The organism is Nonomuraea turcica (assembly GCF_030718205.1).
Classification (GTDB): domain Bacteria; phylum Actinomycetota; class Actinomycetes; order Streptosporangiales; family Streptosporangiaceae; genus Nonomuraea.
In genome coordinates this window covers 118,757-131,180 of record NZ_JAUZQF010000025.1, presented here as the reverse complement: position 1 = coordinate 131,180, position 12,424 = coordinate 118,757, and the positions used below count along the sequence as shown (strand labels likewise).

Annotated in this window: 8 protein-coding genes and 1 pseudogene; 5 read left to right on the top strand and 4 right to left on the bottom strand. The window is 69.0% G+C overall.

All coding sequences use genetic code 11. From position 1 onward, the window contains the following. Window positions 1-5: 5 nt before the first annotated feature. From Q9G87_RS60985 to Q9G87_RS46705, 3 genes and pseudogenes are all read right to left on the bottom strand, one after another. Window positions 6-629, bottom strand: a pseudogene (locus Q9G87_RS60985) (AAA family ATPase); the annotation flags it as partial. A gap of 243 nt (window positions 630-872) precedes the next feature. Then, window positions 873-2,441, bottom strand: a complete 1,569-nt coding sequence (locus Q9G87_RS46710) for an AMP-binding protein (protein ID WP_305923108.1) — start codon at window positions 2,439-2,441, stop codon at window positions 873-875. A gap of 2 nt (window positions 2,442-2,443) precedes the next feature. Beyond that, the gene (locus Q9G87_RS46705; protein ID WP_305923107.1) at window positions 2,444-3,502 is read right to left on the bottom strand and encodes an LLM class flavin-dependent oxidoreductase; all 1,059 of its coding nucleotides are present in this window, start codon (window positions 3,500-3,502) and stop codon (window positions 2,444-2,446) included. Window positions 3,503-3,732: 230 nt separating this feature from the next. Between Q9G87_RS46705 and Q9G87_RS46700 the strand changes: the two genes are divergently transcribed. The 5 genes from Q9G87_RS46700 to Q9G87_RS46680 are packed head-to-tail and all read left to right on the top strand — an operon-like array spanning window position 3,733 to window position 11,758. Further along, window positions 3,733-4,992: a glycosyltransferase family 2 protein gene (locus Q9G87_RS46700; RefSeq protein ID WP_305923106.1), complete on the top strand. Its 1,260-nt coding sequence runs from the start codon at window positions 3,733-3,735 to the stop codon at window positions 4,990-4,992. Between the two features lies 1 nt (window position 4,993). Next, window positions 4,994-7,294: a right-handed parallel beta-helix repeat-containing protein gene (locus tag Q9G87_RS46695; RefSeq protein WP_305923105.1), complete on the top strand. Its 2,301-nt coding sequence runs from the start codon at window positions 4,994-4,996 to the stop codon at window positions 7,292-7,294. Continuing rightward, window positions 7,291-9,204 (top strand): right-handed parallel beta-helix repeat-containing protein, encoded by a 1,914-nt coding sequence (locus Q9G87_RS46690; protein WP_305923104.1) that lies wholly within the window; start codon window positions 7,291-7,293, stop codon window positions 9,202-9,204. Before Q9G87_RS46695 ends, Q9G87_RS46690 begins: the two co-directional genes overlap by 4 nt. 3 nt (window positions 9,205-9,207) lie before the next feature. Then, on the top strand, window positions 9,208-10,386 hold the full coding sequence (locus Q9G87_RS46685) for a right-handed parallel beta-helix repeat-containing protein (protein ID WP_305923103.1): 1,179 nt from the start codon (window positions 9,208-9,210) through the stop codon (window positions 10,384-10,386). Between the two features lie 40 nt (window positions 10,387-10,426). Continuing rightward, window positions 10,427-11,758: a UDP-glucose dehydrogenase family protein gene (locus tag Q9G87_RS46680; RefSeq protein ID WP_305923102.1), complete on the top strand. Its 1,332-nt coding sequence runs from the start codon at window positions 10,427-10,429 to the stop codon at window positions 11,756-11,758. Window positions 11,759-11,773: 15 nt separating this feature from the next. On the opposite strand, the gene Q9G87_RS46675 is transcribed toward Q9G87_RS46680, so the two are convergent. Continuing rightward, entirely contained in the window at window positions 11,774-12,391 is a 618-nt protein-coding gene (locus Q9G87_RS46675; RefSeq protein WP_305923101.1) for a TetR/AcrR family transcriptional regulator, read from the bottom strand. Window positions 12,392-12,424 lie beyond the last annotated feature (33 nt).

Below are 12,424 nucleotides of genomic sequence, written 5' to 3'. Positions count from 1 at the left end.
TTCTGGCCCACCCGCTCGGCGAGGTAGGCCAGAGCCTCCTCGTCGCTGAAGCGCTCCACCTCCACCAGCGTCGCCACCCGCTCGAACGCCCAGTCGTTCGTCGTGATCAGCACCCGTGCCCGCCCGTGCACGGGCAGCAGCCTGGCCAGCGCGTCGACGTCGGTCGCGTTGTCGAACACGACCAGGTAAGGCTCACGCCTGTCCTGAAGCCATCTCTGGACCTTGCGCGCCAGGGCCGTGGAGTCGTCGGTCTCGATGCGCAGCCCTAGTTCCGTCGCCAGCACGTCGAGCGAGCGCGAGAGCTGCTCGCTGGTCTCGGCGTGCAGCCAGGCCACCTGCACGCCCTGATCCAGGCACCGCCTGGCATAGTGGGCGGCCAGCTGTGTCTTGCCCACCCCTCGCGCCCCTGCCAGCGCGCACACCGCCGTGCCGCCCTCTGCCGCCATCAGGCTCTCTACGCGCTCACGCAGGGGCGGCCGCGGCTGGAACGCCTTCGGCTCGCGCGGGACGTCCCCGATCACCGCCGGCACCGGCCGCGCGTGCGACAGCTCGCCGATCACCCGGGAAGCCGACGCTCCGGAAGCCGGCGGCGAGCCGCTTTCACGCAGCGATCCGGGCTCGGCAACCATCACGCCACCACTCCTGCCATGAGCGGCAGAACCGCGGCGATCGTGACCTTGCCCCAGCGTGGCACGCCGCCCCCCCCGCCCCGGCCCGGTTCTTCGGCGCCGGCATGGGCCGAAGGGGTCGCCGTACTCGCAGACCCGTGTCTGACGCTGACCGTAGTCGGCCGAACCACGCCAGGTCGAGGCTCTCAGAGGCTCCTCTCCTGCGCATGATCAGGACGCATCACACTGCGCGGCGCCTTCTTCCTACATGCCGGGGTAATTCCCTCCACCATGGTCGGCGTCCAGAGCGTCGTAGTCCGGGGTGAACCCGCGCTTGGGAATCGAGTCCACGAACGCCACCTCCCGTGGCTTCTTGTACGACGCCACCTGCTTCGTGACGTGCTCGATCAGCTCGTCGGCGGTCGCGACGCCGTCAGCCTTGAGCGCCACCACGGCCTTGACCGCCTGGTGCCAGGTCGGGTCCGGCACACCGATCACCGCGGCGTCGGCGACGGCGGAGTGGGACTTGAGCGCGCGTTCCACCTCGGCCGGGTAGATGTTCTCCGCCCCGGACTTGATCATGCGAAGCTTGGGGCCGATGAACGTGATCGTGCCGTCGGGCTCGCGGCGGCCGAGGTCGCCGGTGTGATGCCAGCCGCTCCGTGATTTGGCCGCATTTAAGTCGGGCCGGGCGAAATATCCGGAAAAGAGGGACTTGCCGCGCGCGCAGATCTCGCCCACCTCGCCGGGCGGCATTTCGCTGCCGTCCGGGCCCAGGATGCGTACCTGGACCAGCGGCGACGGCCGTCCCGCGAACCCCGCTCCGCCCTCCGCCAGCCCGAGGAAGGTGAGCATGCCGCCCACCTCGGTCTGCCCGTACCCGCCCATCGTGGACCGGCACCACGGCGAGTCGTCCACCGTGATCATCTCGTCCCACTCGGCCGAATGGGACACGAACCTGAGCGACGACAGGTCGTACTTGCCGCCCGCGTTCGCCTTCACCAGTGCGTCGATCATCGGCCCGAACAGGAACGCCTGCGTCACCCGCTCGGCGTCGATCAGCCGGCAGACCTCTTCGGCGTCGAAGGCGGGCATGAAGACGTTCGTGCCGCCGATCTGGAGGGTGGCCAGGCAGAACATCATCGTGCCGACGTGGAAGAGCGGCCCGTTGTTGAGGAAGGTGAAGCCCGGCTCCATCTGGCGGACGACGAGGAGCGACGTGCTGTGGGCGACCAGCGCGGCGCTGCTGAGCAGGGCCGCGTTGGGGCGCCCCGCGAAGGCGGCGGTGTAGAGGGCGAGCACCGGCTCCGTGTCGGAGACCTGCGGGAACTCCCTGATGGACCCGCTCGCCACCAGTTCCTCGTAGTCGTCACCCGCCCGCACCCACATCGTCGTGCCGCCCTCCGCCGCACCGGCGCCCGAGGGAGCCAGGCCCTCACCGCTCCCTTCGGACGACGCCGGCGCGGCGGTGCTCTGAGCGTGCAGGGAAGTCGTGGCGTCCGACGGCTCCCAGATGACCGCGGCCGGGGTCAGGTCGGTGAGGATGAACCGCAGCTCGTCCTCCGACTGCCGCCAGTTGGCCAGGCAGAAGATCGTGCCCAGCCGGGAACAGGCCAGCAGCAACTCCAGCACCGCGTGCGCGTTCTGCCCGAGCCACACAACCCGATCGCCCGCGGAGACCCCCTGGTTGGCGAGGGCGGAGGCCAGCCGGGTCACCCGGGCGTCCAGCTCCGGGTACGTGAGCCGAACGTCCCCGTCCACCACCGCGCTCACCTCGGGACGGCTGCGGGCGTGCTCGGCGAGGACGTCTGAGAGGGACAGGCTGTGGATCATCTTCAGTCTCCAAAGGCCGGCATGACTTCGGTCGCGAAGAAGCGCATGACCCGCTTCATCTCCTCCAGCGGCATCGGCCTGGTGCTGCCGAAGTCGCACAGGAGGTTGGTGAAGCCGGCGTCCTTGAGCAGCGAGATCTGCTCGACGACGCGGTCCGGGTCCCCGATGACCTCCAGCTGCTCCCACCGGAAGTCGGCCGACACCGTGCCGCCCTTGAGGTAGCGGTCCTGGTAGTACTCGAAGCCCTGGGCGGCCCGGCCGGTCTTGGGATCGATGGGCGCGCTCTTCTCGTTGAAGATGCGCGACCGGTCGAACGACGCCTCGAACCGCGCCTGGTCCTCGCGAGCCTGCTCCAGGGTCGGGGCGACGTAGACGCTGCGCGCCACCACCAGGTCGCTCCCGTCCGGATGCCCCGCCTGCGCCGCCGTCTCCCGCCAGGTCTCGGCCGCCTTGACGACCTTCCGGAAGGTGGCCGCGGGGTCGGCGAGGATGGGCAGGCCGCGCTCGGCGTACATGGTCACGGTCTCGGGGGAGACGGCCGCCACGTGCAGCGGCGGGTGCGGGGTCTGCAAGGGCCGCGGGACGAGCGAAACCTCGGCGCCGGTCTTGTAGAACTTCCCTTCGTGCTGGTACGCCTCCTGCGTCCAGAGCCCGACGATGACCTCCAGCGCCTCGTTGAACCGATCCCGCGCCTCCGCCAGATCGATCCCGAACCCCTCGAACTCGAAACTCTGATACCCCCGCCCGATCCCCAGATCCAGCCGCCCGCCGGACAACACATCCACCTGCGCCGCTTCCTCGGCGACATGGATCGGATTGTGCAGCGGCAACACCACGATGCCGGTGCCCAGCCTGATGCGCGAGGTCCGGGCGGCGGCGTGGGCAAGCATGGTGAACAGGTTGGGGACGACGCCGTAGTCGCGGAAGTGGTGCTCGGCCAGCCGTACCCCGTCGAACCCCAGCTCCTCGGCCAGCTCGACGAGCTCCAGGTGGTAGTCGTAGACGTCCTTGAAGCTCTGCCCGTCGAAACGGTGGAAGAGGTGGAAGGTCGAGAACTTCATGCGGCGGCCCCTTTGACGGTAAACCAAGCGCTCGCTTGGGAGCGTATCACGCCCGCCCGGGACTGCCCCAGTCCGGCGTCGCCTCAACTGCCCCAGTCACCCCACGTGACAGTTTCGCCCAAATCGTAACGATTGGAACGGTCCGATCAGATGTCCCTGCAGAAACCGCATTACCGCCTGTGAGAGATGATCACTAAGGGTCAGACACAGGCGCGCCCAGGAGGCTCCCCGTGTCTGATTCCAACTGGTTCGACGCCGTCTACGAATGGGCCGTTCGCTCCACCGCCAACGGCTCATGGCGAGATCTGATCCCCCTGGGCTTGGCCGGACTGCTCGTCTGGGGACTGTGGCTCTATCGGGTCGTGTTGTCCAGGCTGGCCAAGCCGGTGGTGAACGGCTTTCGGGCCAGTGTGTCCGTGGTCGTTCCGTCCTACCGGGAGGATCCCGAGATCCTGGTGCGCTGCCTGGCCAGCTGGCTGTCCCAGGATCCGTACGAAGTGATCATCGTCGTGGACATCGGTGACACCGAATGCCACGCCAGGCTTCGCGAGGTGACCGACAGCCGGTTGCGCGTCCTGGTGTACGAGCACGCGGGTAAGCGCTCCGCCTTGGGAGTGGGCATCCGGGCCGCCAGCGGTGAGCTGGTGGTCTTCGCCGACTCCGACACATGGTGGCAGCCCGGTCTGCTGGAGGCCGTGCAGATGCCCTTCGAGGACCCGATGGTGGGCGGGGTCGGCACCCAGCAGAACGTGTACCAGCGCACCACCAGCGTCTGGCGGCGGATCGCGGACTGGCTGGTCAACCTCCGCTACTACGACTACGTGCCGGCGATGGGCAGCAGGGGCGGAGTGGCCTGCCTGTCCGGCCGGACCTCCGCCTATCGGCGCTCTGCCATCCTGCCGGTCGTCCACCATCTGGAAAACGAGTTCTTCCTCGGCCGCCGGTGTGTCGCCGGGGACGACGGCCGGCTGACCTGGCTCGTTCTCGCCTCGGGGTACAAGACCGTGCACCAGTCCACGGCCCGTGCCATCTCGATGTTCCCTGACTCCTTCCGCGCCTTCGTCAAGCAACGCGTCCGGTGGAGCCGCAACTCCTACCGCTGCTACCTGACCGCGCTGTGGAAGGGATGGCTGTGGAAGACCCCTCTGGTCACGAAGGTGACCGTGCTGCAGATCCTGCTCACCCCGGTGACCATGGGGATCACGCTCGCCTACCTGTTCTTCAGCAGACTGGAGCTCACCCCGCAGGGCATCGGGCTGGCCGTCGGCTGGGTGCTCCTCGGCAGGGGCGTCCGCGGCTGGTCGCACCTGCGCCGCCACCCGGGCGAGATACTCCTGCTGCCGCTGCTCACCCTGGTGGTCATCATGATCGCGCTGCCGATCAAGCTGTGGGCGTTCGTGACGATGAACAAACAGGGCTGGCTGACCCGCTCCGCCGACCAGATGGGCGGTGCGGGCCAGACCGCCGCCACCCTCAAAGGCGTGGGCTGACATGACGAAGGGCATCCGGCTGCTCCTGGCCGCCGTGGCACTGGCGTTAGGGGCGGGGACCGCTCTGGCGGCCGTGACCGCCCCGTCGGCGGCCTCGGCGTCTCTGGTGGACCCCACGACCGCGCCGGAATCCGGGGGCGACCCGAGCCCGACGGAGAGCAACCCCTTTATGGACGATCCGACCCCGACGGAGAGCGAGTCTCCGAAGGAGGAACCGACCTCGACGGCCACTCCCACGCGCAAGCCCACGGCGACGCCGAAGGCCAGTGCGAAACCCAGCGCGACCCCGAAGCCCAGCGCGACCCCGAAGAGGAGCGCGACCCCGAAGGCCCGGCCCACCCCGACCGGCGGCCCGGATCCGGAGACGAGCGAGGTGCCGGACGCCGACCCGGTTCCGCTGGAGGACGCGGTCATGGCGGACGACGAGACCCTGAAGGCCGGCGTGATGTCGGCGGTCGACGCCGAGGCGCAGGCGCTGCTGGTCGACGTCGAGGACCAGCGGATCGTGCAGGTCCGGGCCGCCCTCACGGCCCTGATGCAGGCCGGTGGCGTGGCGGCCGCGCAGCGCAAGCGACCCCAGGTCTTCGTCTCGGCCCACGGCAGGACTTTGGTGCTGCCCGCGCGCAGCACCAGTGCGCCGTACACGGTCAAGGACCTGGCGGCCGTCGAGAACGGCCGGTACCTGCGGAAGCTGAAGGACGGCTCCTACCTGCTCGGTGTCCACGTCTACGTGGCCGACGGGGCCACCCTGGAGTTGCGGGGTCCGCTGACGCTGCGGATGGGCAGCCTGCCCGGCTCGTTCAGCTCGATCATCGCCTTCGGCGGCGACATCAAGATCAAGGGCACGGCCAAGCAGCCGGTGCAGATCACCAGCTGGGACGTGCGGACCCGGAAATCCGACCTGACCACGACCGACGGCCGTGCCTACATCCGGGCAGTCGGCGGCAACTTCGAGATGGAGTACGCCCGCGTCTCCCACCTGGGATTCTGGAGCGGACGTACGGGAGGCATCGCGCTCACCGGCACCGAGCGGCCGGCCAGTGTCTATCGCCACCGGACCAAGGAACAGCGCCACCGCGACAAGCGGGAACGTCTCGCCGACGTCGGGACGGACCGGGGCGGGAACAACTTCGGCGACGTTGAGACCAGCCCGATCGGGCCCGGCACCGCCACTCACGTGCTCGCCGACGAACTGGTGTCTGGATCGATCCAGAACAGTGTCATCACCGGCGCCGCCTACGGGCTGTTCGTCTCCGGATCCAACCAGACGCGGATCATCGGCAACCGGATCGTCGGCAGCCTGGTGCACGGCGTGTTCATGCACCGGTTCGCGAAGAACGCGGTGATCGACGGGACCAAGGTGATCGGCAGCGGCGGCGACGGATTCGTCCTGTCGAGGGCGACCGAGAAGGTGCGGATCACCAGGTGCGTCGCGGAGCGGAACGGGCGCAACGGCTTCACGCTCAACGGCCGGGCGCTCGCTCAGGGTCCGTCCGCGAGCGGCGAGTCGCTGGCCGTCTACGGCGACAGCTCGGTCAACGACAGCGTGGCCCGCGACAACGGCAGGTACGGCATCGAGGTGCTCGGCGGCACCCGGCTGGCCGTGCACACCAGCGAGGTCGTCGGCGGTGACATGGGCATCGTGGTGCGTGGGGGCGCCAGCGGGGTGCAGATCTCCGGCAACAGGCTGGCGAACCAGCGCCGCCAGGCGATCGCGCTGCGCGACGGGGCCACTGGCGCGCATGTGGCGGGCAACACGATCACCGGGACCCTGACCGGAATTTACCTGCGTGGCTCCAACGGCAGGATCGTCGGTAATCAGATCACGACACTGCCGAAGCCCAACGCCCATGGCATCACGGTGATCGGCGCCGCCGGCGACACCGAGATCACCCGCAACACCGTCGTCGGCGCGGGGACCAGCGCGATCAGCGTCGCGCGGGCCGACGGCAAGGTGAACAAGCACAACAACGACGAGGAGCGGTGGCGGGACACCTCCTCGTTCTGGGTCAAGGCCAGGCGCTACGTCAAGCCCATGAACCTGATCTGGGCGGGGGTCATCCTCCTGGTGATCGTGTCGGCGCTCCGGTCCCGCGCCGCCGTCGAACGGCAGCGAAGCCGTAACGGGATCCACAATCCCTACGACCTCCAGCGGGCGATGGAGCAGCGGCCCGTCATGGAACTGCGCCCGGCCACCGCGCACGAGCCGGGCCGCGCGGCGCGTGACCAGAACGGTTGGCACCGTCAGTCGTCCCTGCCCGCGCACGTGGTTCCCACATCCACGGCAGGAGGCAGGGCATGAGCGGCTCACGGCGCCGGAAGAGCCGTACGTCCCTGGTCGTGCTGGTGCTGTGTCTGGTCGCCGGCGGCACCTGGGCGTACCTGTCCTTCACCGATCGCCCCGCCCCGCTCCCGGGTGTCAACCAGGTATCCCAGTCGGACGCCCAGCAGCAGTCGACGCTGGTCGACCAGGAGGAGCTGCGGATCATGCAGACCCGCGCGACCCTGTCGTCCGCACTGGCGAGGGGCGGACCGGCCGCCGCGCAGGCGCGCGTGCCGCACATCTCCAGCTCGGCCAACGGCCGGACGCTGGTTCTGCCGCAGCGTCGCGAGCCGTACCGGATCGCCGACCTGGAACGGCTGGGCCAGGAGCAGTTCCAGAAGCAGTCGGACGAGTCCTACGTGCTCGGCATCAACCTGTTTCTCGGTCCTGGCGCGAAACTCGTGCTGCAGAACGCGACCGGCCCGCTGGTGATCCGGATGCGCAGCGAGCCCGGCGCGTTCGTCTCGATCGTGGGCTTCGGCGCGAGCATCAGGATCAACGGCTCGGCACAGAATCCGGTGCGGATCACCAGTTGGGACGCTCAGGCCAGGACGGCGGACACGAGGGTCTCCGACGGGCGGGCCTACCTGCGCGCCGTCGGCGGGGAGCTGAAGATGGGCCACGCGCTGGTGGAGCACCTCGGCTTCTGGAGCGGCCCGACCGGTGGGGTGGCGCTGACCGGCAGCGACCGTCCGACGCGGACCGCGGATCAGGTCGTCCCCGCCGAGCAGGCGTCGGCGGCGCCCACCAGACAGCGGATGCTGCTGCCGAACGGCCTGCTCGTGCCCAGCCGGGGCGGGGACGACGAGATCGAGATCACGGACGGTATGGGCGCCAGAAAGGTCGCCTATCGGCTCCCCGAGGCGAACCTGGTCACCGGCGTGATCACCGACACCAAGATCACTGGCAACGCGTACGGGATCTTCATCACGGCCTCCGACGAGACCAGGATCGCCGGCGTGTCGGTCACCGAAAGCCTGGTCCACGGCGTGCTGCTGCACCGCTTCGCGCGCAACGCCTCCGTCGAGAACACCACCGTAACCGGCAGCAGGGGCGACGGGTTCGTGCTGTCCCGGGGCACGCAGAACGTCACGATCACCGGATCGCGGGCCGAGCGCAACATCGGCAACGGTTTCACCATCAGCGGCCTGCCGCTGGCCCGGGGGCCCTCGGCGTCCGGCGAGTCGCTGCGCAGCTTCGGCGGCAGCTCGTTGATCAGCAGCACGGCACGGGACAACGGCCGCTATGGGGTGGAGATTCAGGGTGGCGTCAAACCTGTCGTGCAGACCACCGAGGTCGTCGGCGGGGAGATGGGCATCGTGGTGAGCAAGGACGCGACCGACGTCCAGATCTCCGGCAACCGCCTCAGGGGCCAGCGCAGCCAGGGCATCGCGCTCCGCGACGGGGTGCTGTCGGCCCGGGTCAGCGGCAACATCGTGCGGGATACCCAGACCGCCATCTATGTCCGGGACGCCAAGGCCACCATTTCGGCCAACACGGTGCAGTCGGCGTCTTTGCATGCGGTCTCCGTGCTCGGCGCGGCCGATGGCACCGCGATCACGGGCAACACCCTCGGCGGCGCCGGCCGTAGCGCGCTCGACACCGCACGGGCCAAGGGAAAACTGGCCGTCACGCAGAACAACACGGTCGGGTGGCAGAACACAGCCGGCTTCTGGACGATGGTCAAGCGGATCGCCAAGCCGATGAACCTGATCTGGTTCGGAGTCATCCTCCTGATCGTGATCGCGGCGCTCCGGGCGCTCCGCGGCGACGGTCCGCGGGTCGGCCGCCGTCTCGTCAACCCGTACGACAAGCAGATGGTGTTGGAGGAGCGGCCGACCTGGATCCTGCGCACCGCCGGCTCCGAGACCCCTGCTGGGAGGAGTTGAGCGATGCGCCTGAACATCGACCGGAAGACACTGATGGGGATGGTGGCCGGAGCGGCGATCACGGTGGTGATCGTGGTGCTGCTCCGCGGCCTGTTCGGCGGCGACGACGGTCCGGGCACCGCGATCGAGGACATCCGGCCGAAGAGCACGGGCACGTCGGACTCGCGCGGTGCGTCCCAGTCGGAGGACGAGGGACAGCAGTCCCAGGTGGAGGACGACGGAGAGGCGGAGGCTCAGGCGTTCACTCCGTCGCAGGAGCCGCCCGCAATCGCGATCCCCACGGGGGAGGGCAAGATCGACTGTCCCGAGGCCACGGTGACGGTTCGCGACGCCGGGGAGCTGGCCGCGGCGCTGGAGGGTGTCGAGCCGGGTGCGGTGATCAAGCTGGAGCCGGGTGTCTACGCGGGCAGGTTCGTGGCCGCGACCGCCGGCACGGAGGCTGAGCCGATCTTCGTCTGCGGCCCATCCGAGGCGATCATCGACGGCGGCGGCGTCAAGAAGGGCTATGCCTTCCACCTGAAGGAGGTCAGCCACTGGCGGCTCGTCGGCTTCACCGTGCGCAACAGCCAGAAGGGTGTCATGGCCGACCGGACCAGCAACACGATCATCCAGGGCCTGACCGTCCACGACATCGGAGACGAGGCCGTCCACCTGCGCAACTTCAGCAGCGACAACACCGTGCAGTTCTGCATGATCTACGCGACCGGGCTGCGCCGGGAGAAGTTCGGCGAGGGCGTCTACCTCGGAACCGCCGAGAGCAACTGGGACAGCTTCTCCGGAGGGCAGATGGACCGCAGCGACCGCAACATCGTGCGCGGCAACGTCATCCGGGCCACCGCCGAGGCGATCGACATCAAGGAGGGCACCTCCGACGGCCGCATCATCGGCAACATCTTCGACGGCTCCACCCTGGCGGGCTCCAAACACAACGACTCATGGGTCGACGTCAAAGGCAACGGCTACCTCATCGAGGGCAACACCGGCAGTAACACCAACGCCGACGGCTTCCAGACCCACGAGATCGTGGACGGCTGGGGCACCCGTAACGTGTTCCGGGCCAACGTCATTCACCTCGGCAACTCGGGCGGCGTCGGCGTCAACGACACAGCGGGAGGAAACACGATCTCCTGCGACAACAAGGTCACCGGCGGCCCGCTCACCAAGAAAGCCGGCTGTTCCTGACCAGGGAACCCCTGCCACACGCGAAAGGAAAGACACCGATATGAGCCAGGCCGAACTCCCCCGGCTGACCGTGATCGGAACCGGCTACCTCGGGGCGACGCACGCCATCTGCATGGCCTCGCTGGGCTATGACGTGGTCGGCCTCGACGTGGACGACCGCAAGATCCAGAAACTGCGGTCGGGAGAGGTGCCGTTCTTCGAGCCGGGCCTGCCCGAGCTGCTGGCCAAGACCCTGGAGTCGGGCCGGCTCCGCTTCACCACCTCCTACGCGGAGGCGGCCGAGCACGGGGACGTGCACTTCATCTGCGTGGGCACCCCGCAGCAGCCCGGTCTGGACGCCTGCGACCTCAGCTACGTCGAGGCGGCCGTGCGCGGCCTGGCTCCGCACCTGACCCGCCGCTGTCTGGTGGCCGGCAAGTCCACCGTGCCCGTCGGCACCGCCCCCCACCTGCTCGGCCTCCTGCGTGAGCTGGCGCCCGCCGGGGTGGAGGTGGAGCTGGCCTGGAATCCGGAATTCCTGCGGGAAGGCTTCGCGGTCGATGACACGCTGCGTCCCGACCGGCTGGTCTTCGGCGTCACCTCCGAGTGGGCACGCGAGCGGCTGACCGCTGCGTTCCGGCCGATTCTCGACCTCGGCACCCCGACCGTGGTCACCGACCTGGCCACCGCCGAGCTGGTCAAGATGGCCGCCAACTCCTTTCTGGCCACCAAGATCTCGTACATCAACGCGATGGCGGAGGTCTGCGAGGCCACCGGAGCCGACGTCCGCGACCTGGCCCAGGCCCTCGCCTACGACGACCGGATCGGTGGCCGGTTCCTCCAGCCGGGTCTGGGCTTCGGCGGCGGCTGCCTGCCCAAGGACATCCGCGCCTTCGCACACCGGGCGGAGGAGATCGGCGTCGGACAGGCCGTGTCGTTCCTCCGCGAGGTCGACGCGATCAACCGGCGCCGCCGTTCCCGGACCATCGACCTGGTAAGGGAACTGCTCGGCGGCCGTCTCGACGGCGCGCGCATCGCCTGCCTGGGCGCGGCCTTCAAGCCCAACTCCGACGACATCAGGGACGCGCCGGCTCTGGACGTGGCCAGAACCATGCACGGGCTGGGCGCCACCGTCCGGGTGTACGACCCGGCCGCGCTGGACAACGCCCGCCGCATGTATCCGGAACTCAGGTACGGCACGAGCGCGATGGACGTGGCCAGGGACGCGGACGTCGTGGTTCTGCTCACCGAGTGGGCCGAGTTCCGCCAGATCGACCCCACGGTGCTGGCACAGGTGGTCCGGCGCACCCGGATCGTGGACGGCCGTCACGCGCTCGACGCGGACGTCTGGCGTTCGGCGGGCTGGGAGTATCGCGCGCTGGGCCGTCCCTGATGCGACCATGACCGGTCATCGCAGCGCGGGGCGGGGCAGATCCAAGCCCAGCTCCGCCGAGGCGAACGAGACGAGCAGATCGAGCGCCATCGGGACGGACAGGGAGGCGTTTTGGCTGACGATGTGCAGGCCAAGCCCGTCCTCCATGGCCAGGAACGAGGCCGCCAGCTCGCCCGGAGACCTGCGGGGGTGAAAATCGCCGGAGGCGATCCCGGCCACCACGATCGACTCGAAGAGCAGCTTCTCCCGATCCCACAGGGACGTCATCAGGGCGGCGTGGCGGTCGTGGCGGGAGCCGAGGTCATGCAGCTCGTAAAGGACCTTGCACACCTCGTCGTCGGGCCCGGAGGGGAGTCCGGATCTGAACGCATGCACAATCTTTCGCGGCGGCTCTGGGATGGCCGCCGTGGTGTGCACGCGGCGGGTCGCGTAGCGGTCGACCAGCGTGCGATGCACGTCGTACAACAGGTCGGCGATGTCCGGGTAATGGTAGAGCACGGAACCCGGTGACATGCCGATCTTTGCTGCGATCCCCCTGATGGAGAGCGCGGGGAGGCCGAAATCGGAGATCGTTTCATGGGCGGCCGCGACCATCTCCGCGCGGCGGTGATCCGATCGGCTGCGTGCGTTCACACAGCCATCATGGCGGATGCCGTTCGCGTGTGG

Bases quoted from the DNA above. Each gene is read 5' to 3' on its own strand.
- Q9G87_RS46685 (WP_305923103.1), top strand. From the start codon at position 9,208: ATGCGCCTGAACATCGACCGGAAGACACTGATGGGGATGGTGGCCGGA.
- Q9G87_RS46680 (WP_305923102.1), top strand. From the start codon at position 10,427: ATGAGCCAGGCCGAACTCCCCCGGCTGACCGTGATCGGAACCGGCTAC.
- Q9G87_RS46710 (WP_305923108.1), bottom strand. From the start codon at position 2,441: ATGATCCACAGCCTGTCCCTCTCAGACGTCCTCGCCGAGCACGCCCGC.
- Q9G87_RS46690 (WP_305923104.1), top strand. From the start codon at position 7,291: ATGAGCGGCTCACGGCGCCGGAAGAGCCGTACGTCCCTGGTCGTGCTG.
- Q9G87_RS46705 (WP_305923107.1), bottom strand. From the start codon at position 3,502: ATGAAGTTCTCGACCTTCCACCTCTTCCACCGTTTCGACGGGCAGAGC.
- Q9G87_RS46695 (WP_305923105.1), top strand. From the start codon at position 4,994: ATGACGAAGGGCATCCGGCTGCTCCTGGCCGCCGTGGCACTGGCGTTA.